General features: G+C 71.6%; 24 protein-coding genes. 14 read left to right on the top strand and 10 right to left on the bottom strand.

Annotated elements, in window-relative coordinates:
- Positions 1 to 9: 9 nt before the first annotated feature.
- Positions 10 to 1,524 (top strand): xylulokinase, encoded by a 1,515-nt coding sequence (locus WME76_RS00990; protein ID WP_437958351.1) that lies wholly within the window; start codon positions 10 to 12, stop codon positions 1,522 to 1,524.
- A gap of 102 nt (positions 1,525 to 1,626) precedes the next feature.
- Here WME76_RS00990 and WME76_RS00985 read toward each other — a convergent pair whose 3' ends face one another.
- Positions 1,627 to 2,601, bottom strand: a complete 975-nt coding sequence (locus WME76_RS00985; protein ID WP_437958350.1) for a hypothetical protein — start codon at positions 2,599 to 2,601, stop codon at positions 1,627 to 1,629.
- A gap of 413 nt (positions 2,602 to 3,014) precedes the next feature.
- Here WME76_RS00985 and WME76_RS00980 point away from each other — a divergent pair, with 413 nt between their 5' ends.
- Positions 3,015 to 3,665, top strand: a complete 651-nt coding sequence (locus WME76_RS00980) for a hypothetical protein (RefSeq protein ID WP_437958349.1) — start codon at positions 3,015 to 3,017, stop codon at positions 3,663 to 3,665.
- Positions 3,666 to 3,737: 72 nt separating this feature from the next.
- Here WME76_RS00980 and WME76_RS00975 read toward each other — a convergent pair whose 3' ends face one another.
- Positions 3,738 to 4,274: a DUF417 family protein gene (locus WME76_RS00975; protein ID WP_437958348.1), complete on the bottom strand. Its 537-nt coding sequence runs from the start codon at positions 4,272 to 4,274 to the stop codon at positions 3,738 to 3,740.
- 493 nt (positions 4,275 to 4,767) lie between these two features.
- Between WME76_RS00975 and WME76_RS00970 the strand changes: the two genes are divergently transcribed.
- Positions 4,768 to 6,489 (top strand): DUF1592 domain-containing protein, encoded by a 1,722-nt coding sequence (locus WME76_RS00970; RefSeq protein WP_437958347.1) that lies wholly within the window; start codon positions 4,768 to 4,770, stop codon positions 6,487 to 6,489.
- A gap of 4 nt (positions 6,490 to 6,493) precedes the next feature.
- Positions 6,494 to 7,999 carry a DUF1552 domain-containing protein gene (locus tag WME76_RS00965; protein ID WP_437958346.1) on the top strand — a complete coding sequence of 502 codons (1,506 nt, stop codon included), beginning with the start codon at positions 6,494 to 6,496 and terminating at the stop codon, positions 7,997 to 7,999.
- A 6-nt stretch (positions 8,000 to 8,005) separates the two neighbouring features.
- On the opposite strand, the gene WME76_RS00960 is transcribed toward WME76_RS00965, so the two are convergent.
- Entirely contained in the window at positions 8,006 to 8,440 is a 435-nt protein-coding gene (locus WME76_RS00960; protein ID WP_437958345.1) for a hypothetical protein, read from the bottom strand.
- Between the two features lie 207 nt (positions 8,441 to 8,647).
- Between WME76_RS00960 and WME76_RS00955 the strand changes: the two genes are divergently transcribed.
- A complete protein-coding gene (locus tag WME76_RS00955; RefSeq protein ID WP_437958344.1) occupies positions 8,648 to 9,976 on the top strand; it encodes a TPM domain-containing protein in 1,329 nt (442 codons plus the stop codon).
- A gap of 11 nt (positions 9,977 to 9,987) precedes the next feature.
- On the top strand, positions 9,988 to 10,593 hold the full coding sequence (locus WME76_RS00950) for a hypothetical protein (RefSeq protein ID WP_437958343.1): 606 nt from the start codon (positions 9,988 to 9,990) through the stop codon (positions 10,591 to 10,593).
- A gap of 167 nt (positions 10,594 to 10,760) precedes the next feature.
- Here the strand turns inward: WME76_RS00950 and WME76_RS00945 are convergent, their stop codons facing one another.
- Complete coding sequence (locus WME76_RS00945; RefSeq protein WP_437958342.1) at positions 10,761 to 11,363, bottom strand: GrpB family protein; 603 nt, start codon at positions 11,361 to 11,363, stop codon at positions 10,761 to 10,763.
- Between the two features lie 63 nt (positions 11,364 to 11,426).
- The gene (locus WME76_RS00940) at positions 11,427 to 11,831 is read right to left on the bottom strand and encodes a hypothetical protein (RefSeq protein WP_437958341.1); all 405 of its coding nucleotides are present in this window, start codon (positions 11,829 to 11,831) and stop codon (positions 11,427 to 11,429) included.
- A 242-nt stretch (positions 11,832 to 12,073) separates the two neighbouring features.
- Between WME76_RS00940 and WME76_RS00935 the strand changes: the two genes are divergently transcribed.
- Complete coding sequence (locus tag WME76_RS00935; protein WP_437958340.1) at positions 12,074 to 12,454, top strand: ester cyclase; 381 nt, start codon at positions 12,074 to 12,076, stop codon at positions 12,452 to 12,454.
- A gap of 11 nt (positions 12,455 to 12,465) precedes the next feature.
- Here WME76_RS00935 and WME76_RS00930 read toward each other — a convergent pair whose 3' ends face one another.
- Positions 12,466 to 13,326, bottom strand: coding sequence for a hypothetical protein (locus tag WME76_RS00930; protein ID WP_437958339.1), 861 nt, complete (start codon positions 13,324 to 13,326; stop codon positions 12,466 to 12,468).
- Between the two features lie 550 nt (positions 13,327 to 13,876).
- Here WME76_RS00930 and WME76_RS00925 point away from each other — a divergent pair.
- Genes WME76_RS00925 through WME76_RS00915 form a run of 3 tightly spaced genes read left to right on the top strand, consistent with a single transcriptional unit; the run spans position 13,877 to position 16,038 of the window.
- Positions 13,877 to 14,341: a GNAT family N-acetyltransferase gene (locus WME76_RS00925; RefSeq protein ID WP_437958338.1), complete on the top strand. Its 465-nt coding sequence runs from the start codon at positions 13,877 to 13,879 to the stop codon at positions 14,339 to 14,341.
- Positions 14,342 to 14,393: 52 nt separating this feature from the next.
- Entirely contained in the window at positions 14,394 to 14,939 is a 546-nt protein-coding gene (locus WME76_RS00920; RefSeq protein ID WP_437958337.1) for a tyrosine-protein phosphatase, read from the top strand.
- Positions 14,940 to 14,949: 10 nt separating this feature from the next.
- Positions 14,950 to 16,038: a HisA/HisF-related TIM barrel protein gene (locus WME76_RS00915; RefSeq protein WP_437958336.1), complete on the top strand. Its 1,089-nt coding sequence runs from the start codon at positions 14,950 to 14,952 to the stop codon at positions 16,036 to 16,038.
- A gap of 139 nt (positions 16,039 to 16,177) precedes the next feature.
- Here the strand turns inward: WME76_RS00915 and WME76_RS00910 are convergent, their stop codons facing one another.
- The 4 genes from WME76_RS00910 to WME76_RS00895 all read right to left on the bottom strand — a co-directional run bounded on the left by WME76_RS00910 (position 16,178) and on the right by WME76_RS00895 (position 20,892).
- Positions 16,178 to 17,728 (bottom strand): outer membrane protein assembly factor BamB family protein, encoded by a 1,551-nt coding sequence (locus WME76_RS00910; protein WP_437958335.1) that lies wholly within the window; start codon positions 17,726 to 17,728, stop codon positions 16,178 to 16,180.
- Positions 17,729 to 18,319: 591 nt separating this feature from the next.
- Positions 18,320 to 18,787, bottom strand: coding sequence for a DUF3072 domain-containing protein (locus tag WME76_RS00905; protein WP_437958334.1), 468 nt, complete (start codon positions 18,785 to 18,787; stop codon positions 18,320 to 18,322).
- A 63-nt stretch (positions 18,788 to 18,850) separates the two neighbouring features.
- Complete coding sequence (locus WME76_RS00900) at positions 18,851 to 20,332, bottom strand: protein adenylyltransferase SelO (RefSeq protein WP_437958333.1); 1,482 nt, start codon at positions 20,330 to 20,332, stop codon at positions 18,851 to 18,853.
- A 131-nt stretch (positions 20,333 to 20,463) separates the two neighbouring features.
- Entirely contained in the window at positions 20,464 to 20,892 is a 429-nt protein-coding gene (locus WME76_RS00895) for a hypothetical protein (RefSeq protein ID WP_437958332.1), read from the bottom strand.
- A 235-nt stretch (positions 20,893 to 21,127) separates the two neighbouring features.
- Between WME76_RS00895 and WME76_RS00890 the strand changes: the two genes are divergently transcribed.
- The 4 genes from WME76_RS00890 to WME76_RS00875 are packed head-to-tail and all read left to right on the top strand — an operon-like array spanning position 21,128 to position 24,370.
- Entirely contained in the window at positions 21,128 to 21,628 is a 501-nt protein-coding gene (locus tag WME76_RS00890; RefSeq protein ID WP_437958331.1) for a hypothetical protein, read from the top strand.
- A gap of 49 nt (positions 21,629 to 21,677) precedes the next feature.
- Positions 21,678 to 22,745 carry a hypothetical protein gene (locus WME76_RS00885; protein WP_437958330.1) on the top strand — a complete coding sequence of 356 codons (1,068 nt, stop codon included), beginning with the start codon at positions 21,678 to 21,680 and terminating at the stop codon, positions 22,743 to 22,745.
- Between the two features lie 57 nt (positions 22,746 to 22,802).
- The gene (locus WME76_RS00880; RefSeq protein ID WP_437958329.1) at positions 22,803 to 23,375 is read left to right on the top strand and encodes an RNA polymerase sigma factor; all 573 of its coding nucleotides are present in this window, start codon (positions 22,803 to 22,805) and stop codon (positions 23,373 to 23,375) included.
- Complete coding sequence (locus WME76_RS00875) at positions 23,372 to 24,370, top strand: hypothetical protein (RefSeq protein ID WP_437958328.1); 999 nt, start codon at positions 23,372 to 23,374, stop codon at positions 24,368 to 24,370. The genes WME76_RS00880 and WME76_RS00875 overlap by 4 nt, the downstream gene beginning before the upstream one ends.
- The last annotated feature ends 24 nt before the right edge of the window (positions 24,371 to 24,394 follow it).

The raw sequence follows: 24,394 nt of genomic DNA, 5'->3' as shown, positions 1-24,394 counted from the left end.
ACAGGCGCGATGCGGGCCGACCTCGTCCTCGGCGTCGACCTGAGCACCACGGCCGCGAAGGCGGCCGCCTTCGACGCGCAGGGCCGCTTGCTGGCCCTCGGCCGGGCGCCGCTCTCGCTGGCGCGGCCGGCGCCCGACCGGTTCGAGCAGGATCCGCGGGACTGGTGGGGCGCCCTGCGCCAGGCGGTCGCGGAGGTCACCGCCGCGGTGGACCCGGGCCGCATCGCGGGCCTCGCGATCGCGCACCAGCGCGAGACCTTCGCCTGCCTCGACGCGGACGGCGAGCCGCTGCGCCCTGCCATGTTGTGGCTGGACGGGCGCGCGCGCGGGCACCTCGGCGCCCTGGTCCGCCGCATCGGGGAAGGCCGGCTCAGGGCGCTGTCCGGGAAGGCCGCGGACTTCGGCCCGGCGCTGCCCAAGATCGCCTGGCTGGCCGAGGAGGAGCCGGAGATCCACCGCCGCACCGCCCTCTTCTGCGACGTGCAGGCCTACCTCGTGCGGGCGCTGACCGGGCGCGCCCGCACGAGCTGGGCGAGCGCCGACCCGCTCGCGCTCTTCGACATCGGCGCGCGCCGCTGGTCGGAGGAGCTCTGCGGCGCGGTCGGCGTCACGCCCGACCGGCTGCCGGAGGCGCTCCCCCCGGGCGCGCCGCTCGGCGTGGTGTCGGAGGCCGCCGCGGCGGCCACCGGGCTGCGCGCGGGCACGCCGGTGCTGGCCGGCGGCGGCGACGGCCAGGTGGCCGGGCTCGGCGTCGACGCGCTGGACCCGCGGCGCGCGTACCTGAACCTCGGCACGGCGGTGGTGTTCGGCGTCTTTTGCCCGGAGGCGCGGCAGGACCCGGCCTGGCGCACGATGACCAGCGCCTCCGGCCGCGGCTACGTGCTGGAGAGCAGCCTGCGCAGCGGGGCGCTGCTCTCGGACTGGTTCCTGCGCCGCCTGCTGGGCGTCGATCCGCGCGACGGGGCCGCGATGGCCGCGATCGAGGCGGAGGCGGCGTCGCTGCCGCCCGGCAGCGACGGCCTGCTGCTCCTGCCCTACTGGGAGGGCGCCATGAACCCCCACTGGGACGTCGACGCCCGCGGCGCGATCCTGGGCCTGACGGACGCGCACGGGCGCGGGCACGTGTACCGCGCGCTGATCGAGGGCGTGGCGCTGGAGCAGGCGCTGGTGCTGGACCTGATGCGCGGCGCGGCGGGGATCGAGGTCGCGGAGTTCGCCGCGGTCGGCGGCGTCGCCGCCAGCGACCTCTGGTGTGGCGTCGTGGCCGACGCGACGGGCGTGGCCCTGGAGCGATCCGAGACGGTCGAGGCGGCGTGCCTCGGCGCCGCCATGTGCGCGGCCGCCGGGGCCGGGCTGGCCGGGAGCATCGAGGCGGCCGCGAGGGCGATGCGCGGGAGGGCCATGGCGACGTTCCAGCCCGATGGCGAGCGCCGGCGGCGGTATGCGGCGCTGCTGGGGATCTACAGGGACATGTATCCGCAGCTCTCCGGGCTGCTGCGCCGCCTGTCGGCGTTCGCCAGATAGCAGGCGCGGTCCTCGCCGCAGCCTGCTTGAACCCATTTCGAGATCGCGAGATCGAAGGAGAGGATGTCTCAGGCGCCGTCCTGAATATCCTGGCCGGATCGCTCAGCTCGGCGGGTCGAGGACCTCGGCGAGCGACGCGGCGACGATGGCCCGCTCGAGCCACCGTTCCAGGGTCTCCGGATCCTTCTCGGCCAGGATGCGCTCCCGCGCGGCGTCCGGCACGGCGATACCGCGAACCCGGAGCGTGGTCAGCACGGCACGAGCCCCCTCCTCGGCGCGGCCCTCCTTGAGCCCTTCGTCGCGGCCCTCCTTGAGCCCTTCGTCGCGGCCTTCCCTGAGGCCCTCCTTCCGCGCCTCGGCCCGAAGCTTCTGCTGGCACTCCTCGAACCACGCCCGGATCTCTGCGCTCACATCGTCCTCCTCGTCGGTCGTCGGCTCCTGCCTTGCGAGCCGGAAGTGTACCAGCAGCGGCGTGGCGATGCTCCTCTCCCAGGCATCGTCCGGCAGCGCCACCAGATCCGCCACCGCCTCGCGCAGGAGGCGGCCTGAGCCGAGCAGCCGCAGCATCAGCGTCGCACGCGTCCGGGGCAGCTCCGCGAGCACCACCACGCGCATCGCCAGGCCCGGCACGGCATGGTAGACGCCTGCTTGCACCGGTTCGCAGCGGTAGGCGCCAAGCACCGTCTCAGGACGGCCCGGGCTGATGACGACCAGCGCAGGGAAGTCCACCGCCGGCTGCGGCGGCGCGTCAGCGTCCTCGTCCGGCACGACGGCGCCAGCTGCAGAGCGGGCGCGGCGTTCGAGCTCGTGATGCCAGGTGAGCTGCTTGCGCAAGCACTGCCGGACCTGACGAAGGCTCGGCGTGCTGTGGAATGGCTCGAACAGGCTCGGCTCCGCCGCGAGCTCGCCGAGCAGCCCCATAGCGGCGCGCTCGGCCTCCCGTGCGGGATCAGGCACGCTGTAGACGTCGATCTTCTGTGTCGCCGCCAGCACCTCGACCTCGGTCTCCGCCGCCGAGACGAGGCTCAGGCCGTCGCGCAGCAAGTTCTTCGCGAACTGGTCAGAGCGGTTGTGCATCGGTGCGCGACTCTAATGCATCATGACGGCATGGGCCACCATGGTTCGACACATAAAATCAAATTTGAAGGCCACAAATCCACCACGACCATCGAGCTGTGTCCGTAATGCCGCATCGAACTCAAGGCACTTACGGACCGGGGTCGCCAGTCGTGCGGGAATCGTTGCCGATGGCCGACGGCGGCGGTCGTCGACGTTGGTTGGCGTCGCGCAGTCGGGCGGCCGGATCGGGAGCATTCCCCGGGTCGGCGCCGCGCGCCGGCTCGAAGGGCCTGGAGGGAGCGGGAGAGCATCCATGAAGGGATACGCTGTCGCTCCGTCGAGCACCGCCCTCCCCTGCTCCGCCGGCCGCGCGTCGGATCCGGGCTGCGGCGTTGCTCCTGGGGCGTTACGTCGCCCATTATACGCTGGGTGTGCTGTCCGGCCTCCTGCTCGGCTTCGTGGTCCGGCGCGGGCCGCGCTCCCCTGCGCAGCTTGGCGATCTCCAGCGGTACGTGGCGGCCCAGCGAGGGAAGCTGCTCAGCGTCGCCACGGCCATCCTCACCTTCCTCATCATCCCAGGGCTCGCGGCGTTCGCGTCGGCCTGGGCTTACCGGGCGCGCTCCGAGGCTGCCGCCTCGACCTACCTGAGGACGCAGGCAGGCCCCCTCCTCGGCGTGATGCTCATCGCGACGCTGATGGGCCTGGTCGTCGGACGGAGCCTCTTCCTGGAGAGAGCCCCGGAGGAACCCGAGATACGCCGCCTGAGGTTCTTCGGCCTCGCGATCGCCATTGTCGTCCCGTTCGCCGCTGGGCTGTTCGGGTTCGTCGCCACCGACGCGTCGCTCTTCCTGGCGCTCTTCATGTGCTTCCTGTTCGGCATTTTCCCGGCCATGACCCTCCTGCCCGCCAGCGGCTCGGCGGCGTCCTCGGGCTCGTCTTCCGCCTCGAGCTCGACCTCTGCGTCGTCGTCCTCGTACTCCTCGCCCTCGTACTCCTCGTCCTCCTCCTCATCGTCCTCGAGCAGCGGTTACGGCGGCGGTGGCGGCTCGTTCGGGGGCGGCGGGGCGAGCTCGAGCTGGTAGGAAGAACGTCGATGAGACTTCGCCCGACGCGGCTTGTGCGCCACGGCGGTCCGGGCAGCTCGCCGCCGGTGTTCAGGATGCAGCGCGCGCCTGCCGAGACGCGGCGAGGGCTTCGGCAGCGCTGAGCAGGGCTGCGCCGAGCAAGAACACATCCTTGAGCACGAAGGCGCCGAGCTCGTTCGGCACGCGCAGCGCAAAGCCAGGCACGTCCACCCAGATGCCCGGGGTGGTGAACAGAAAGCTCAACGTCATGACGAATGTCGGCACCGCCGCCAGACTGCCGATCGCGCAGGCTCTGGCCGACCATGGGCGCAGCGCGATCAACGACGCGATGAGGATCTCAGTCACAGCTATCGCGCTGGAAACCCCTTGCACACCCATGAACACATAGGTCCAGCCGAGCAGCGGGCTCGGCGCGATCAACGGCTCGATGGCGCGGGCCTCGGCCTCCGTGAACTTGAAGGCGCCGTAATACAGCAGGATCAGGATGAGCCCGTACCTCAGCGTCACCAGCGCCCCACGGCCGAGCCACGCGTCGATCGCCGTTCGTTCCCCGGAACCCAGAGCCCGTAGCAGCGACGCTGCGGCCATGGAATGGTTGCCGTTCATGCTGGCCTCCTCGACAGGTCGAAAGCGGCACTGACGCCGCGTCCATGAGACGCCGCCAGGTCCTCGGCTCTTACCCTCGACGTGAAGCCGTGGGATCGCTGGGCGGGATCCGCCCCGCACGTACCTGCGCGTCACCTCGGCGCGCGACGCGGCGGAGCCAGGGATGACGTCGTGCGCGACAGCGCGCCCGCGGACGGCGCCACGCGGCCGCAGAGGAGGTCAGCTTCGATGCTGAACGTCGAGATGTCCCCCGGATGTCTTGTGAGCCTGAACGTCGAGATGTCCCGATGTTTTGATAGAAAATTGGATCGTCGAACGCCACAAAATGAGATCGCCTCCGGGAGACGGCATTGCCGTTCATCATCCCGACATGAGATGATGATTGACGCGAGGAGCAGCGGCTCGATCGGCCTTCCCTTGCTGGTCGCAAAAACCGCCCTCGCTGCTTCTGTCTAGGTTCTCTGAGCTGGACACAACACCTGAGGTGAGCGCCATGTACACCTGGAGGAGCGGCATCATCGCGGCCGCGACGTTCGCGGCTGGCTGTGTGGGTTCGGTCGGAGACGACCACGACCCGGCCGACACCGGGCCGGGCGGGGAGAGTCCCGCCGGAGGCGCGGACGGCAAGCCGGGCTCTCCGGGCTCTCCGAACGGGGGCACGGAGTGCAAGCCAGGAATCGCGCCGACCTCCCAGATCCGGCGCCTGACGAACGCGCAGTACGACAGGACGGTCCGCGATCTCCTGGGCGTCACGGCGCTCGCCGCGTCGGGCAACGTGGCGCCGTCGACGCTGCTGGCGACGGACCAGGCAGGCAGCCTCACGGATCTGGGCTGGAGTTCGTACATGTCCGTGGCCGAGATGATCGCCGCGCAGGTGATGGCCGACCCCGCGCTCAAGCGAAACTTCCTGAAGTGCACGCCCAGCGGCGACGGCGCCGCGTGCTTGCACGACACGATCGTCGAGTTCGGGCGGCGCGCTTTCCGCCGGCCGCTGACGCAGGCGGAGGTGGCGAGGTTCGACGCGATCGCGGCGAAAGGCCCCCAGATCACCGAGAACGGGACCCCGGAGGAGGTCGCCGAGGCGCTGCTGTACATGTTCCTGATCTCCCCGTCGTTCATCCAGCGCGCGGAGATCACGGAGGCGCCCGGCGACGCCGGGAGCTTCGCGCTGTCGAACCACGAGGTCGCGTCCCGTCTCTCGTACATGCTCTGGGGGACGATCCCGGACGAGGCGCTGAACCAGGCCGCCGATCAGGGACAGCTATCGACCCCGGCGCAGATCCTGGCGCAGGCCCAGCGGATGCTGCAAGACCCCAGGGCCCGGCAGATGGTGGCCAGCTTCCATCGATACTACCTCGAGCTCGGGCCGAACACGCGCTGGGACTCGGCGCAGCGGGACACGACGATGTTCCCCGCGTTCGATCGTTCGCTCATCCCGATCATGGCGGAAGAGACCGAGCGCTTCTTCGATCATGTGGCCTTCACGCGCGGCGGAGGGTTCCAGGACTTCTTCCTCAGCCCGATCGCCTTCGTGAACGCGGCGACGGCGCCGCTCTACGGCCTGAAGCCCGCCGATTTCGGGCCCGATTTCCGGGAGGTCACGCTCGACCCGATCCAGCGGCCGGGGTTCCTGACGCGCGTGGGCTTCCTCAACGCGTACTCGTCGTACAACCGCACCTCGCCGATCCTCCGCGGCGTGTTCATCACCAAGGACGTGCTCGGCATCGACCCGGGCACCCCGCCCCCCGGCGCGCTCGAGACGCCGCTCCCGGAAGGGGCCGACCTCGACACGAACCGCAAGCGCGTGGACGCGCAGACGGCGGGCGCCGCCTGCGCCGCCTGCCATCACAGCTTCATCAACCCGCCGGGGTTCGTGATGGAGGCGTACGACGCCGTCGGGGCGTGGCAGACGCACGAAGCGTCCACCGGCGCGCCCATCGACACGGTCGCGGACGTGCGCATCGACGGGGAGCCCGTCAAGGTCGCGACCCCGGCCGATCTGATGGCGAAGCTCGCGGCCTCCCGGAACGCGCAGCGCCAGTACGCGCAGAAGTGGGTCTCGTACGCCTACGAGCGCGATGGCCACCCGCTGGACTCGTGCACGGTGAACGATCTGACCGCGAAGATCACCGCCGGAGGCTACACGATCCTCGATCTCGTGACGGACCTCACGCAGTCTCCGTCGTTCCGGACCCGAGCCATTGAGCTGGAGTAGGCCCATGAAGCGCAGAGTCTTTCTGAAGGGTGTTGCAGGCGCCGCGCTCGCGGCTCCGTTCCTGAGCTCGCTCCACGAGAAGGAGGTCAAGGCGCAGCCCGCCGCGTCGTCGGCGCCCAGACGCATGGTGATTTTCTACACCCACAATGGATGTCTCACCAACCGCTGGTTCCCGACCATCGAGGACGGCCCCCTCACGGCCGAGCACCTCGCGGGCACCACGCTGGCCGGGCTGACGCCGTTCGCGTCGAAGCTGCTGTTCCCGCGCGGCCTGAAGATGTTCAACTCCTACGCGGAGATCCAGACCATCGACCCGCACGATCAGGCGATGGGCTCGAAGCTCACCTGCGCGCTCATCAACGACGACAAGACGCGGTATGCGACGTCCCACTCGCTCGACCACGAGATCGCCAGGCAGATCAACCCGGGCGGGGCGAGCCCGCTGGTGCTGTCGGTGGGGCCGTCGAGCACCAGCATCAAGGAGGTGCTGTCCTTCTCGGCGCCGAACACCGCCTTCCCGGCCGTGGTCAACCCCAAGACGGTGTACAACCAGCTCACCGGGCTCTTCGGGGGCGGGGCGATGACCGAGGGAGACTACCGCGTCCGGCGCGGGGAGAGCGCCATCGATCTCGTCCGGGAGGACCTCCGGAGCTACCAGTCGCTCAACATGAGCAAGGCCGACCAGCGCCGGGTCAGCGACTGGCTCGATCTGCTCCGCAGCACGGAGCAGCAGCTCACCCCCGCGGCGTGCACCGACGCGACAGCGGCCACGATCGGCGTCACGGCCAGCGCGGTCAACGACGCCAGCTCGGGCGGCGGGTTCGGCGGCGGCCTCACGACCTCGTTCACGGCCGGCGGGGACATGATGATGAACCTCATCGCCCTGAGCATGATCTGCGACATGAACCGGTCGATCATCCTCATGTATCCCGGCTACGTGACCTTCGGCTGGGACGGCATCCAGCACGACGCCGACCACCACGGCCTCTCGCACCGGAACGGGTCGTTCCAGGTCGGCGGGACCTGCAAGAACGGCGTGCTCGACATGATCGCGGAGATCGACGCCTGGTACGCGAAGAAGTACGTGCGGCTCGTCACCCTGCTCGACAGCATCGTGGAGGGCGACGGCAAGCTGCTCGACAACACCGCCACGATGTGGCTCCCGGAGCTGGCCGACGGAAACGCCCACAACACGAACAACCTGCCCATCGTGATCGCGGGCAGCGCGGGGGGTTATCTCAAGCAGGGCCAGGTCGTGAACCTCGAGGGCAGGACGCTCGGCACCGGCAACAGCGAGGCGGACTGCACGGGCGACGACACCAGCGTCGGCTTCGGTACGGGCTCGAACGCCGGCAACGTCCCCATCAACAGGCTCTATGTGACGCTGATGAACGCCGTCGGGTGCAAGGCCGCGGGCGGCGGGCCCGTCGAGACATGGGGTCAGTTCGACAGCAGGAACGCGGACGCCGGCATCACCAAGCCGGGGGAGTTCACCGAGCTGAAGGCCTGAGCGCGCTCACGGATCCCGGCGCGCCGCGCGGCCCAGCGCGTCGATCGCGAGCGCCTCCGGCGGCGTGACCCCGACCGCCTGATAGCAGCAGTGGTCGCAGCCCGCCCTGCACGCCACCGCGCCGCCGGTCGCGCGCGCCAGGAGCCCCGCGGCGAGCCGCGACGTGGCCGCCATCGCGTTCCGCGCGAGCTCGATCGCGCCGTCCACGCTCGGGTCCCCGCGCAGGACGGCATAGGCCGTGTTCGCCGCGGCCGTCGCGACGTCGTTCTGCCACGCCTCCTGGAACACCGGGATCGTGAGCGCAACGCGCTCCTGCCCGCTCACGGGGTCGCGATGGACCGTGAGGTGCACGCGGCCCGCGGCGTCCTTGTGGGCGTCGCGTCGGCCCTTCTTTGCGGCCCCGGGGCGGGCAGGGCGCGCCTTGCTGTTCCTCTGCTTCATGGTCGCCGGCTCCTGGAGAGTGGCTGCGGCCCGAGCGATCGACGAGACGACAGACTACCAGAAGAGCGAGCCGACCACCATACCTCGAGGGCCAGGCGCGGTCTCCAGCCTGGAGGGAGCGGGGGAGCATCCATGACGGGATACGCTGTCGCTCCGTCGAGTACCGCCCTCCCCTCCCCGCCGGACCCGCGTCGGATCCGGGCTGCGGTGTTGCTCTCCCCTTCGACCCGGGTTCTCTTCCGCCGGATGAGCTCAATTCGAACGGGAGGGTGGCCTGGGGTGGAGGCGGTGGTGGGGCATGGCCGCGGAGTGCGGCTCTTCCTCGCCGCCGCGCTCGGTGTGCTCGTGATGCTGTTCACAGCATCACGAGCGCTCGCGGCGCCGGCTGTGACGATCGATGCCGCGGTGAACGACCACGCGGGCGCGCTGACGCGGGAGGAACGCGACGAACTCACACGGAAGCTCCTCGCGCACCGCGAGAGGACCGGCGTGCAGATCGCGGTGCTGCTCGTGAGGACCACGGGCGGCGTACCCATCGAGGATTACTCGCTGGAGATCGCCGAGGCCTGGGGCGGGGGCACGAAGAAGCAGGACAATGGGGTCCTGTACACGCTGGCCATCGACGACCGGCGGATGCGCATCGAGGTGGGCTATGGCCTGGAGGACATCCTGACCGACGGCATCTGCCGGACGATCCTCGACGACTCCCGCGACGATCTTCGGCGCTCGCAGTACGGCAGCGCCGCGCGCCTGGTGGTGGGCAGGTTGGTCGCGCTCACGGCGACCCACAGAGCGGGGGCCGGGGGGACGCTGGCGCTGCTCGGGTCGCCGTCGGAGCACGTCCTGGGGCGTTACGTCGCTCATCACATGCTGGGTGCCTTGTTCGGCCTCTTGCTCGGCCTCGTCGCGCGGCGCGCGCCGCGCTCTCCGGCGGAGCTGGGCGATCCCGAGGGGCACATGGCTGCCCGGCGCGGGAAATGGCGCGTGGCCGGCATGGCCCTCGTCGCCTTCATCGTCGTCCCCGGGCTCGCGGCGTTCGCGCCGGCATGGGCCTATGGGGCGCGCTCCGAGGCCGCCGCCTCGACCTACCTGGCGAAGCAGGCAGGCCCATTCCTCGGCGTGATGCTCCTGGCGACGCTGGTCGGATTGCTCGGCGGGCTGAGCCTCTTTCGAAAGAGAGAGCCGGAGGAACTCTGGATATCGTGCCTGAGGGCCCTCGGCGTCGCGCTCGCCGTCGCCCTCCCCCTCGCCGGTGGCATGATCGCGCTGGACGCCATGAACGCGTCGCTCTCCAACGCGGTCTTCATGGGCTTCATCGGGGGCTCGATGGCCGTGGGAGGGTTCCTCGGCCCCTACAACTCGGCCACGTCGTCTGGTTCGTCGTGGAGCTCGTCCTCCGCGTCGAGCTCAACCTCGTCCTACTCGCCCTCGTCGTACTCCTCCTCGTCCTCCTCGTCCTCCTCGTCGTCCTCAGGCAGCGATTACAGCGGCGGCGGCGGCTCCTTCGGGGGCGGCGGGGCGAGCTCGAGCTGGTAGGAGGAACGTCGATGAAGACGCGCGCGATGGAGCGGGAAGCAGAGCCGTCCGAGAAGATCGATTACGAGGACGTCGACGAGGTGATCGCGCTCGCGGCGCGCCTGGCGGAGGCGGACAAGGATCGGCTCCGCATCGAGGATCTCGAGCGCGTCGGCGCCGAGCTCGAGATACCGCCGCACCACGTGCGCCGGGCGGTGGAGGAGCTCGCGGCGCGGCGGCAGCGCGAGGCGGCGCAGGAGATCGCCGGGCGGCGGCGGCTCCGCTGGGCGGGCGCTGCCCTCGCGGGGATCGTCCTCGTGCTCGGCGGCATCACCCTCTCGGCGCGCGCCTCGCTGGAGCAGGCGCGCGCCGAGGTGCAGCGCAGGAGGGCGCAGGTCGAGAACGTCGTCGAGCGGCGGGAGCGCACCCGCGCGCGCCACGAGGGCGCGGCGCCCTCGCCCGAGCGCGACGCGGAGCTCGCCGGCGCGGACAACCGGGTGAGCATCGAGCGGCGGCGCTACGACGAGGACGCCAGCGCGTACAACGCGCTCGCCTCGGGGCTCTCCGAGCAGCTCGCCGCGCGCCTCTTCCGCCTGCCGGCGCGCGTGCCGCTCTCGAACGAGATCGACGCCTGGTAAACGCCAGGCAGCGCCGGTGGGGTCAACGCACCCACCCCACCGGCGGTGCCGTCGACCGACGACGCCCCTTTGCACCGGGTGCTCGCTCCAGCCCGGCCCCTCGACGAGGCGTGCCACCAGGATGGCGATCGCCCGGCGGCCGGGCGCGCGGCGTGCGCGGTCGCCCGTCAGGGAATGAGGCCGTTCGCGCGGAACATCCGCTCGTAGATCGCGCGAATTACCGGCTCCTTGTGCCTGTTGTAGTCCATCACCGAGCCGCTCCCTGCCGAGATCTCGGATGCGGCCGCGAGCTTCGCCCGGCGATAGAGCTCGAGGTCCTCCGGGTGATCGATGAGCCACTGGCGGAACATCCGGTGGCGGATCACCTCCGGGCAGTCGGGGCCGAATACATGCACGTTGCTGTCCGGATCGGCGAGCTTGAGGCACCGATGCTCGTGCCACTCTGGTTCGCGAATGACCAGCGTGAATCCAGCGCGCGATAGCGCGGGGACGTACGAGAGCTCGTCGGCGGGATCGGCGACGGTGAGGTCGACGTCGATCGTCGGCTTGGCGGCCAGCCCCCGCACCGAGGTCGATCCGACGTGCTCGACCGCGAGCGCCGCGTCGCCGAGGGCGGCGCGGATCTTCTGCGCGACCACGTCGAACAGCCGCGGCCAGCGCTCGTCGTGGTCGACGACGACGATCGGCGCCGGCGGCGGTGGGCCGTTCACCCACGGGCTCCGACCGGGCGCTGGCTCGTGGTGCTTCGTGATCTCCTCGGCGGTGGGCACGACGCGAGTATAGGCAGGCCGCGCTCCTCGTCCCGCGGAAAGAGGAGCGACACAGCGCCGCGATCAGCGGCGTCGCGGCACGGCGGTGAGGTAGGCGATCAGCTCCTCCTCGCTGTCGCTGATCATGCGATCGATGCCATCCTCGCGGGAATGGCGCCGGACCTGCAGCGCCCCGGCGGAGGTCCCCACGAGGACGGCCACGCGCCCGAAGCCGCGCACCGCGGCGGTCCGCAGCTGCAGGGTCGCTTCCTCGAACTTCGGATCGTTTCGCCCCGGGGCCGCCCGGATGTCGAGGAACAGCGACATCGCGCTCCGGTCCACCATGGCGAGCGCGTCGGTGACCGCGAGGCACTCCTGCTGGATCTGCTCGATGGAATCGAACGGCTCGGCGCTGCGCGTGACCCTCACGATCTTCGTCGTGCGATCGACGGTCACGACGAAATGAGCGTTGCGCAGGAGCTCGACCATGAGCGCTTCGCCAGTCTAGCGTGGAACCCCTTCCGGGCCGAGCCGCGGCGCACGGCCGAACGCTCCACCGCGCCGGCGCAACCCGGCCCGCAAGGCTGGCGGCTGTAGCCTCCAGCACACGGAGGCCAGCGCCGGCACCCCGCACCGCAGATCCCGGAGAAAAGCGCCTTTCGCGCGTGGCACGCAGGGTGCTCAGCCCCCGGCGCCGGCGCGACGGCGCCCTGCGCCCGAGGAGACATCCAATGCAGCAGAAATCGGTCGACGTGGTACGAAAGCTGGGTCAGGCGTGGAACAAGCACGACCTGGACACCGTGTATGGCCTCTTGCACGAGGAATACCGCGAGCACTGGAACGGGAAGCTGGTCAAGCAGGGCCGCGACGCCACGAGGGAGGCGGATCAAGCGATCTACAACCTCGTGCCCGATTACCGGCGCGAGGTGGACCAGCTCTTCGGAGAGGGAGAGTCGGTGGCGTCGCTCTGGCGGTTCCTGGGCACGGGGCCCGCTGAGCCCTTCGAGATTCCCCTCGCGTGCTTCTACAAGGTCCGTGATGGCCTGATCGTGGAGTGCTGGATCCACGTCGATTCGGGCGATATGGCCCGGGCGCTCGGCCCGACGGGGTAGAATCGGGGCGACTACTCGGTGCTGCAGTCGGGCGCCGAGCTCGGATCGGCCACCCACGCCGCGAGGCGCTGCGTTCCGGCGTCGCCCCACGCGTCGCGGGCGAGCTGATTCAGCCGGCACCACTCATGACGCGTCTGTCGGGTCGCGAGCGACTTCGCGGCCAGGTGCTGCGCCGTGCGACCAGCCAATGAGGTCTTGTCCTTGCTGAGCTCGTCGTGGGTCATCGCGACAGGGCGCGGACAGTAGTCACCCGCCTCGTAGTCCACCGTACCCGAGACGAGCCCATAGGCGGTCGTCCGCCGATGGCGGACGGTCACGACCGCATAGTCCGGGTACGGGGCGTCGTCGTCGCGAACCACGGCCATTCCCTTCGGCTTGGCGCCCTGCACGACGACGAAGCCTGTCGACGGGATCGCGGAGTACGGCCTGAGCGCAGGGAACGCGGTGAGCGACTGGTCCACGAGGACGTCGCCGCCGAGCTCGACCCAGTTCGTGTGCGCGTAGAAGTCCTGTACCGCGTGAAGCGAATTGGCGAAGGCCAGCATGGCCAGGGCATCTCCGTCCAGCAGCGCGATGCCCGGGCCCAGCGCCCGCACGGCCTCGGCTTGCTTCGCGGCGACGAAGGCGGCACCTCCGCTGAAGTTGCAGTCATCGAAGTGGGCAGTATTGGCGAAGTGGAACTCGACGTCTGTGGCCACGTTGCCGATCGTCAAGGCGTCGAGCACGGCAGGCTTCAGGAACGCCAGCGCGGTGCGGGTGATCTCCTCGTGGTTCGGCTCGCCAGGCGTCGTCGAGAATTCATGGGCGCTCTCCTCGAGCGCCTCGGCGGTTCCAGCTTCGCCGACGCAGCCGAGCGTCAGCGCGAGGCCCATGACTCCCAATCCGAGCATAGCTTGTTGTTGGTGCATGCTCCGCCTGACTGCAAAGCGTGATCCAGGCGCACGAGCTCAGCGTTGGTTGGAAGGATAACAATCAACGAGCTCGTGAGAATGCGCTGGAGTCCGATGACGGCGCCTCATCAGCCGTCGATACCATCCACGCGCGGGCTGCACATCTGCCCCATTGCGGCATTTCGCCACGCGCTCGCGCAGGACGCGTGTCGCCCAAGGCACCATCCAGCGCAGCCCGGCCGACGCGCCAGCGTGATGGCGAGCGAGATTTCCCTGGATCGAGGCTTGATGTCAGTGCGCACTCGCGCGCACCTGGGGAGTCGATGTCCGATCCGGTGCTCGCCGGTCGCGCAGCGGCGAGGCCTTCCGCTCGACCTCGGCGCCGGACCGCGGAGCCGCGCCGGGAGCTTCATGTGCTCACAGGGTGGGATGCGCACCGTCAAGCACGCGCACGTCGGGAACAGTGGCGCAGCAGGTCGCCCTGGCTTACCATCGAGGTCGTGCCCACCCGTTTGCGGCAACGAGAGCGTCGATGATCGAAATTGGGTATGCCACCAGCGCGGAGCAGATAGCGCAGGTCCGCGCGTTGTTCCTCGAGTACCAGGCCTCGCTCGATGTCGACCTGTGCTTCCAGGGCTTCGCCGGCGAGCTCGCGCGCCTGCCCGGATCCTACGCCCCGCCGTCGGGTCGACTCCTGCTCTGTACCGTCGAGCAGGTCCCGCGCGGCTGCGTCGCGCTGCAGGCCGTCACCGCCGACGACTGCGAGATGAAGCGGCTTTATGTACAGCCGGGGCAGCGCGGCCTCGGACTCGGTCAGCGGCTCGTCGCTCGGGTGCTCGACGAGGCCCGCGCGATCGGGTACCGGCGTATCTACCTCGACACGCTCCCGTCGATGGCTCGTGCGATGGCGATGTACGAGGCGCTCGGGTTCAAGGACGTCCCTCCCTACCGGCACAACCCGGTGGCCGGCACGCGCTACATGGCTCTTGCCTTGTGAAGCCGACGCTCGCGACGGCCCGCCGGAGGATCGGCCGACGGAAGGGCGGCGCATGAGCGCGACGTTCCGACCTGCCAATTACCGAGATGTGGGCGAAGCCCTCGGGCTCTGGTTCGACGTTTCGCCGATCCCTGCTGGCCGACTGCTCCGCGGCGGGCGACTCGACCTCATGACGACCGCCGGCGATCTCGGTTCACCCGGTACGATCCTGAACCTGCGGCGCGGCCCCGACCCCGGTCATCTCACCGGGGTCACGTATGTACATGTCGCCGCGGACGATGACGTCGAGAACTACGACACGCGGCAGCGCCGGGTGAGGAGCTGGCTCGGCAAGGCCCTCTCCGTGCTCGTGGCCCCCGGGCTCGCCTGGCCGGTTTACGTGCACTGCACGTCGGGTAGAGACCGCACCGGGATTGTCATTGCGGCGGCGCTGCTCGCGATCGACGTTCCACGGCAGGTCGTCGCGGAGGAGTACATGCTCAGCGACGGCGCCGACCCCATCGCCATCGAGCGGGCCATCGACGGCATTCTGGAGTGGCTCCCGTCCGCCGGTGTCGACGTGACGAGGTTGCGGGCAGGGCTCACCAGCGAATGCTAGACCCCGCCCCGTGACCTCACCGCTGCTCTCTCCCTTCTCCTTCCCGAACGGCCTCACCTCCAGGAACCGCGTCTGGCTCGCCCCGCTCACGAACCGGCAAAGCCACGACGATGGCTCGCTGGGCGACGACGAGCTGCGCTGGCTCTCCTGCCGCGCGCAGGGCGGCTTCGGCGTCGTCGAGACCTGCGCCGCCCACGTCGCCGAGGACGGCCAGGCCTGGCAGGGCGAGCTCGGCATCTTCGCCGACCGGCTGCTGCCCGGCCTGCGCCGGCTCGCGACCGCGATCGCCGCCCCCGGCGCGCTGGGCCTCGTCCAGCTCTTCCACGGCGGCCTGCGGGCCGATCCCAGGCTCTCCGGCGTGCCCACGTGGAGCGCCAGCGCCGTCGCCGAGCCGGACCTGCCCGTCCCCCGCGCCGCCACCGAGCAGGACATCCTCCTCGCCACCGACCGCTTCCGCGACGCCGCGGCGCGGGCGCTCGCCGCCGGCTTCGCGGGCGTCGAGCTGCACGGCGCCCACGGCTACCTCCTCGGCCAGTTCCTGTCCGCCACCCAGAACCAGCGCACGGATCGCTGGGGCGGCGCGTGGGAGAACCGGGCTCGCCTCCTGCGCGAGACCCTCCGGGCGGTCCGCGCCGCCGTGCCCGCGTCCTTCGTGGTCGGCGTGCGCCTGTCGCCCGAGGACTGGGGCCAGGCCAAGGGGCTCGATCTCGACGAGAACCTGGCGCTCGCCCGCTGGCTGGTCGAGGACGGCGCCGACTTCCTCCACCTCTCGCTGTGGGACTCGAGCAAGCCCTCGCAAAAGCGCCCGGACGCGCACCCGCTGCCGCTGTTCCGCGAGGCGGTGGGGGCGAGCCTGCCGCTCGTGGTCGCCGGCGGCGTCTGGACGCGCGCCGAGGCCGAGGCGCTCCTCGACAGGGGCGCCACCGCGGTCGCGCTGGGGCGCGCCGCCATCACCAACCCCGACTGGCCGGCGCGGATCGCCGACCCCGCGTGGCAGCCGCGGCGGCCGCCGCTCACGCGCGCCGAGCTGTACGAGCGCGGCGTCTCCGAGACGTTCGCCGGCTACCTGCGGAGATGGAAAGGCTTCGTGGCCGACTGACGGCCACCCCTGGCCGAGCGTGAGCATCGGTGGACACGCCATCACGGCGGCGAGCGGTGCTGCCTGAAATGGCCTCCCCTGCGGAGGGCGCACCGCCGCGCGGAGCGGCGGTGTCCACCGTCCGGCAGCGGGGGCAGCGCTACGGCAAGCCGAACGCGAACAGCGTGTTGCCCGGCGTGCCGATGCCGAAGCTCTGGTAGCCGCTCCCCCAGTACACCGTGCCGTTCACCACCGCCGGCCCGGCGGTGACGGAGCCGTCGGCCGGATGGCTCCAGAGAACGGCGCCTGTCGCGGCGTTCAGCGCGTGCACGTTGCCGCTCATCGAGCCGGCATAGAGCACGCCGTTCGCGACCGTCAGCGGCCCCCTGTCCTGCGCGCCCGGCGTCGGATCGGGCGTCTGCCACAGGATGTCGCCCGTCGCCTTGTCGAGCGCGCTCCACGATCCCCACGAGACGACCTGCCCGGAGGGCTCCAGGGTGTACTCGACCTGGCCGTTGTTGCCGATCGGCACGTAGATCCTGCTCTCGTCCACGGCGACTCCCCACATGATGCCGCCGAGCTCCCCGCCGGGGCCCACCAGCGTGCTCCACACGACGCTCCCGTCGTCCCTGTCGAGCGCCCAGAAGATACCGCTCTTCTGGCCGGCGCCGACGAGATCGCGGCGCTCCGCCCCCGCGCCGGCCGAGAACAGCGTGGCGCCCGTGCCGAAGTCGTAATCCGGGCCCGCCGGATCAGGGCACCAGTCGCCGCCGAAGAAGCACGCGCCGGTCCAGGCGTCGAAGCCCTGGAGCCGCCGCGCCCACTTCAGCGCGCCGGTGTCGAGGTCGAGCGCGAGGACGGCATCGATGTAGTTGTCCTCCGGGAGGCAGGCCTCGACGGCGAGGGCGTCGTCGCCGGCGGCCTCCACGCACGCGGAGACGTCCGGCGGCACGGTGTAGTTGTTGCCGGTGGTCACGTACAACGTGCGGCGCCCGAGGTCGATCGCGGGCGCGCCGCCCCAGACGGCGCCGCCGGTGTAGCCGGCGGGGACCAGGTAGCGCTGCCAGAGCAGCTCCCCGGTCACCGCGTCGAGCGCGACCACGCTGCCGCGGAAGGAGCAGCACGGATACGCGTTGTCCGCCGCGAAGAGCTCCTCGCGCGAGGAGACGCCCACGTACACACGGCCGCCGTGCACGACGGGAGACTGCGTGATGATCGCCGCGGGGTGCGCATCGAGCTGCGTCTTCCACAGGAGATCGCCGGTGCGGCTGTCCACCGCGATCATGTGGGCGCCGGCCTGGGTGCCGACGTACAGCATGTGGCCGTGGAGCGTGGGGCTCGTGCGCGAGATGGCGCCGGCCGTGCCCGTGAGATCGGCGATCGCGCGCGTCCAGATCGGGAGCCCCGTGTCGGCGTCGAGCTTGTACAGGTTGCCGCCCCCGTCCGGAAAGTACACCGCCCTGCCGTCGACGACCGGCGTCGCGGGGACGTTGCCGGTCGTGGTGAAGGCCCACTTCACGGAGAGCGACGAGACGTTCGCTGGGCCGATGTCGTTCTCGGCGGGCGCGTGGTGCGTGTTGGCGAGGTCCTTGCCAAAGACGGTCCAGCGCGCGGACCCCGTGCCCGGGGCCGCGCGGCCCTGGACGACATGGAACACGGCGAGACAGGCGGCGGCCACGATCGCGGGCCGCACCCAGAAGATGCGCTTCATGATGATCCTCCTGGGGCACCGAGATCAGCGGCGGTCAGCGGCCCGACACGTCAGTTCTGTCGCCTCTGCTGCACGAGGCCCCGACGATAGATCGCGCAAAATCGGGCTGCGCGTCAATGGGATAGAGGAATCGTCGAAGCGCCAATGACCCGACCCAGGTTGGGCTCACGGCGCCCGCGGCTACCCCCTGGGCCAGCTCCTGTCCGCCACCCAGAGCCACCTACCTGCGGAGATGGAAGGGTTTGGTGGCCGACCGATGGCCACCCTGGACGAGGTCCGCCGTGATAAAGTCGTTCGGCGCATGGATCGCGTGAGGCGCGATGGGCTGTGACATCCACATGTTCGCCGAGTTCGGGGCAGGTCGCGGGGCATCGCCCACCCTGACTGGCACTCAGCGAGCTGGCTCGCGGTCCGCGAGCTCCGGCTGGCGCTCGAGCACGCGCGGTTCAATCTGGATGCGGCATCGGACGAATTTTTGCTTCTGTTTCAGTACGTCAGCGCGGTCGCAGGGAAGAAGGGACCGTCGACACGTGTGGTCTTCTGGTTCGACGACTGACGCCTGCAGGGCGGCGAGCTGAAGCGCCCCTCCGGTCACTCCCGCAGCTTCTGCCCGCGCCCGGTCTTCGCCTGCAGCTCGTCGATGCGCTTCGACGCCTCCGCCTTGGTCAGGCTCGCGTCGAAGTCCACGCCCGCCTCCTGGGAGAGCGTCTGGAGATACGAGGCCTGCGCGCCCGTCATCGGCTCGTCCCCCGTCTTCCACTGCTCGGGGTCCTTGCGCGTGTTCTCGACGCCGGCAGCTCCCCCCGCGCCGCCGGAGACGCCCGCGGCGTCCCGCAGTTCGTCGATCTTCTCGGACGCCTCCGCCTTGGTCATGTCGTCGGGGACCTCTTCGCCCTGCTGCTCCGCGAGCGTGTGCAGGTACGAGGCCTGCGCGCCCGTCATCGGCTCGTCGCCCGTCTTCCAGTCGCGCGGATCCTTCTGGGCGTTCGACGGCCGCTGTTCCCCTGCTTGCCCCGCGGCCCTGGGATCGGCGGTCTTCTGGTCTTGTTTCGTGCTCATCTCCCGTTTCCTAATCCCGGGAGACCGCGTGGCAAGCCCGCGAGGGCGCCGCGCGCCCCGCCGTCACGTCCCGCAGAACGTGTGCTGCACGCGCTCTTCCACCTGCGGGGGCTCGCTCAGGTGCGCGAACTCCGGCTGATCCTCGTACGGTCGCTCGAGCACCCGCACGAGCGTCTCGAAGGGCTCGAAGTCGTCACGGAGGACGGCCGCCTGGATGAGCGCCTCGATCCGGTGATTGCGCGGGATGAACGCCGGGTTGACGAGCCGCATCGCGCTCGCCCGCGCGCTGTCGTCGACGCGCGAGACGTCCTCCCTGGCGAGCCGCTGGCGCCACGCCTCGGCCCAGGGGCGGAAGGCGCCGGGGTCCGCGAACAGCGAGGCCACCTGCGCGTCGGCGGCCGGGTCGGCCGCGGCAGCGCAGAGCCGGCGAAAGAAGACCGTGTAGTCGACGCCGTTCGACGCGAGCAGATCCAGCAGATCCGCGGCGAGCGCGAGGTCTTCGTCCTCCTCGCGCGCGAGGCCCAGCTTGGCGCGCAGCACGCGCTCGTGCGCCGCGATGAACAGGCCGGTGAAGCCCTGCACGCGCTCGGTCGCCACGCGGACGGCCTCCTCCTTGTCGTCGGCCAGCAGCGGCAACAGCGCCTCGGCGAGCCGCGCCATGTTCCACTGGGCGATGCGCGGCTGGTTCCCGAAGGCGTAGCGGCCGCCCCGATCGATCGAGCTGAACTTCTTCTCGGGATCGTACTCATCGAGGAACGCGCACGGCCCGTAGTCGATCGTCTCGCCGGCGATCGACGTGTTGTCGGTGTTCATCACGCCGTGGATGAAGCCGACGCCGAGCCAGCGCGCGATCAGGTTCGCCTGCGCCTCGATGACGCGGTCGAGCAGCGCGAGCGCGTCGTTGCCGCTGCCCGCCGCGTCCGGGTAGTGCCGGGAGAGCGCGTACGAGGCGAGCGTGGCCAGCGCCTCCCGGTCGCCCCGCGCGGCGAAGAACTGGAACGTGCCCACGCGGATGTGGCTCGCCGCCACGCGCGTGAGCACCGCGCCGGGGAGCACCTCCTCGCGATAGACCGGCTCGCCCGTCGTCACGGCGGCGAGCGTGCGCGTCGTCGGCACGCCGAGCGCCGCCATCGCCTCGCTCACGACGTACTCGCGCAGCACGGGCCCGAGCGCGGCGCGCCCGTCGCCGCCGCGCGAGAACGGCGTCCTTCCGGCGCCCTTGAGCTGGAGGTCGCGCCGCTTGCCGTCCTTGCCGACGACCTCGCCGAGCAGGATCGCCCGGCCGTCCCCGAGCTGCCCCACGAAGCTGCCGAACTGGTGCCCCGCGTACGCGAGCGCGATCGGCTCCGCGCCGTCGGGCAGCGCGTTGCCCGCGAGCACCTGCGCCCCCTCGGCCGAGGCGAGCTCGTCCGCGTCGAGCCCGAGCACCTCCGCGAGCGCGCGGTTGACCTTCACGACGCGCGGCTCGCGGACCTTGGCGGGGGAGACGCGCGCGTAAAAGCGGTCCGGGAGACGGGCATAGGTGTTGTCGAACGCGAGCTTCATCAGCGAGCCTCGTGGCGCGTGGGGTCCTGCGGCGTCATGTGGGCCGTCGTTCTACCTCAATCCGCGCGCCCGCGCCGCTCAGGGGACGAGCCCGGCAGCTCCCCACCGTCGCGCCTGCCAATGCGCCCCGATCACTCGTACCACGTCGGCACGATCGCCCTCACCTCGGGCAGCGCGGCGATGCGGCAGAGCGTGTCCCACGCCGCGTCCTCGAGCGCGCCGTGGGGCGCGACGCACTCGGCGTCTCCCGTGGGGAAGAAGTAAAGCGTCTCCGCGGGCACATCGCAGCTGGCGCGCCCTCTCGACGAGCCCGCCTGGATCGTGGGCGCGATGCCCCGCACGCGGGCGAGGAGCGCCTCGTCGCCCGTCGGCAGGCAGAACTCCACGGATCCATCGTTCAAGCACCCGGTGTCCTTGGTGAACGCGAGCTCATGGCTCGGACACGAGGTCGCGGGGGACAGCGGCCCCTCGACGTCGCTCTCCCCCGGCGCGGACGGCGGCGCGGCCGTACAGCTCGACAGGCACGCACTCAGCAAGCTGGAGATGGCGAATCGTCGCATGGAGCTCCCTCGGAAGCTCGAGCATGCCACGCCCGCGCGCGCGGCGCCCGCGACCCCCGCGGCGTGTCTCCCTGCCTGCCATGAACGCGCGGCGCGGGCGGCCCCAGAACCACCTCCCGCGCGCGCCGCCTCGGGCCGCGCGCAGGACGCGCCCGGCGGGCGGGCTCGGAGGGGCTCGCCGGCGCGTCGGTCGTCACCCGTCGCCGGCTCTGATAGGGTGCGCGCAGAGGTACACGTGCTCAAGCTGCCGAAAGATCTCGTCGCCGATCCGCGCCACGACGCGGTGTCCGCTCTCCTCACCAAGCACGCAGGGCTGCTGTGGGAGAGCGGTAGAAACCAGGTGGCGACTCTCCCGATGACCGAGGCGCTGGCCGCCGAGCTCCGCGGCGCGCTCGCGGCCGAGCATGCCTGCCACGGCCTCGAGCTCATCACCGACAGGCTCGCTGGCGAGCAAAAGGGGCTGGACGCCCTGGCCCGCAAGGCCCCGGAGAGCCCGCAGAACGCCCGCGCGTCCCGCGTCCTCTTCCTCGCGAACGACGGCAGCACCCGCTTCTATCGCGACTGCGACGCGCTCCTCTCCCGCTACCCGCAGCGCCTCTTGGCCTGCCGGCTCGAGATCACGGGCGACGCGCTGGGCGAGGAGCTCACGGGAAAGGCGAAGCTGATCCGGAGCGTGCTTGTCTTCGACAAGAAGGTCGCTGCCAGAGCGCTGCTCGCCCTGCTGCCGCCGGACTGAGCGGCGTCTGCCTTGACGACCTCGCCGATCGGCTGGATAAGGCCGCGCCATGAGATCCGCGGCGCTCGCGCTCCTCGTCGGGGCCGCGCTGGGCACCTTCGTTCATCGCGCCGATGCGGCCCCGCGCACCTCGTCGCTGGCGTGGGTGCGGATGCCCGGGGCCGAGGGGTGCGTCGACGCGCGGACGCTCGCGCTGGCCGTGGAGCGGCGGCTCGGGCGGACCGCGTTCGTGCCGCCCACCCTCGGCGACGTGGCGATCGAGGGGCGGATCGAGCGCTCGCCGGAGCCGAGCGTCTGGCGCGCCACGATCCGCGTGTTCGGCGCGAGCGGGGCGGCGATCGGGTCGCGGGAGCTCGTGGCCGATCAGGTCGATTGTCGCGCGATGGACGACCAGCTCGAGCTCGTGATCGCGCTGCTCATCGACCCCGACGCCTCGCTCGTGCCCCCCGGCGGCCCGCGCAACCCGGCCGCGCCCGCCGCCGTCGCGCCGCCGGACGCGGGCGCGCCGGTGCGGCCCGTGCAGCCCCCGCCGCGCGCGACGGCGGCTCCGGCGCTCCCGGCGTGTCCGCCCACCCCGGCGGCGGCGAGCGCTCCCTGGCGGGTGGGCGCCGCGGTGGAGGCGGTGGGCGGGCTCGGCCTCGTGCCCGGGCCCGCGAGCGTGGGGCTCGGGATCCGCGCGCACCTGCTGCCGCCGCGCGGGCCGGGGTTCGCGCTGGGCGGCGTGGTGTGGGCGAGCGCCGCGGTGCCCTCCGTTCCCGGCTCGCCGGAGTTCTCGCTCGCGTACGGTACACTGTCCGTGTGCCCGCTCGAGATCGCGGGCGGCGGGACGGCGCTCTCGGGGTGCCTCGGCGCGATGGTGGGAGCGCTGCGCGTCGAGGGACCCGCGCTGCCCAGCCGGTTCCGCCATGAGCGGCTCGCCGTGGACCTGAGCCTCGACGCGCGCGCGCGGCAGCGCCTCGCGGGGCCGCTGTTCGGGGCCGTCGGGCTCGGGATCGCGGTGCCGACCGTGCGAGACGTGTATTTTTACATCGATCGGGACGGGACGCGGCGCGACGTCTTCCATGCGTCCCCGGTGGCGGCGATCCTCGACCTCGGCCTCGGCCTCGATCTGCCGTGACCGGACCGCGTCGATCGCTTCAAAACGCCTCCCCGGTGCCTCCACTCACCCCAGCGCATGTCCCTGCTCGCCAGCGCGCTCGATGACCCGCCGCGCGCGATCGCCGCGCCGGGGGCGCCGGTCCCGTCCTTCGAGCAGCTCTTCGTCGATCACGCGCCGTTCGTCTGGCGCGCGCTGCGGCGGCTCGGCGTCCACGACGCAGACGCTGAGGACGTCTGTCAGGAGGTCTTCATGATCGTCCACCGGCGCCTCCCTGGCTTCGAGGGCCGCTCGTCGGTCCAGACCTGGATCTACGGCATCTGCGTCCGGGTCGCGGCCGACTACCGCAAGCGCGCCCACCGGCGGCACGAGTCCACGCGCGCCGATCTGCCCGAGCAGGTGGCGCCCGAGGACCAGCACGGGGCGCTCGAGGACCAGCAGGCGCGCGCGCTCCTCGACGCGTGCGTGCAGACGCTCGACGACGACAAGCGCGCGGTGTTCGTGCTCTTCGAGCTGGAGGAGCTGCCGATGACGGAGGTCGCCGAGGCGGTGGGCTGCCCGCTCCAGACGGCGTATGCGCGGCTCTACGCGGCGCGCCGGGTGGTCGAGGCCGCGCTGCGGCGCGCCACGGCCGGGAGGAGAGCGCCTTGAGCAAACCTCAGGATCCGCCGCGCCTCGCCGACGCGTCGTCCGACACCACCGACGCCGTGCGCGCCGTCCTGCGCTCGGGCCAGCGCGAGCTGCCGGGGCGCTCCGACCTCGCCCGCCTCGCCGCGCGCCTCCCGCTCGGGCCGCTCCCTCCCCCGAGCGGCTCGCCGCCGGCCGCCGCGCCGCCGACCGCCGCGCCGCCCGCCGCTGCGCCGCCCGCCGCTGCGCCACCCGCCGCTGCGCCGCCGGCCGCTGCGCCGCCGTCCCTTGCGCCTCCGCTCGCGCCCGGGCACCTCGCCGCGGCCGCCGCGACGCCTTCCGTGATCTCCAGCGCGCTCCTCGGCGCGCTCGTCGGCCTCGCCGTCGTCGGCGGCGTGTGGTGGCGCGACGCCGTCCCCGCGCCGCGCGAAGCCGCGCCCCACGTCGTCGCTCACGTCCCCGGGGGCGTGAGCGCCGCCGCGCCCTCCCCCACCCCCTCGCCGCCCGCGGATCCCGGCCTCGACGACGCGGACCACGCTGGCCCCGAGGCCGCGCGTGCCGCGGCGGGTGAGCCCTCGCGCGCGACCGCGCCCCACGACGCGCTCCCCCCGGGCGACAGCGCCGCCACGCCGCGCCCGAAGGAGGCGCCGATCCCCTCACTGCGCGCGCCGGACAGCGAGGCTGCCGCGCTCCCTCCTCCCGCCGGCGCCGCGGAGCAGGCCGAGGCCGAGGTCCACCTGCTCCAGCGCGCGCAAGACGCGCTCGCCGTCGACCCGGGCTCGGCCCTCGCGCTCACGGACGAGCACGCGCGGCGCTTCCCCGCCGGCGCGCTCGGTCAGGAGCGCGAGTTCATCGCCATCCGCGCCCTGCTCGCCCTCGGCCGCGCGGCCGAGGCGCGCGCCCGCGCCGCGAGCCTGCTCGAGCGGTTCCCCGGCTCGGCGTACCGCGGAAGGCTGGAATCGCTCGGCCTCACCAATCTATCTCAAAAGAACGAGCCAGTCTCTCCACGTACCCGGTAACCGCACGATGCGGTCCTTTCGATG

It is taken from the genome of Sorangium sp. So ce119, assembly GCF_051524405.1.
GTDB classification, from domain to species: Bacteria; Myxococcota_A; Polyangia; order Polyangiales; family Polyangiaceae; genus Sorangium; species Sorangium cellulosum_G.
This window is presented reverse-complemented; position numbering and strand designations above follow the sequence as displayed.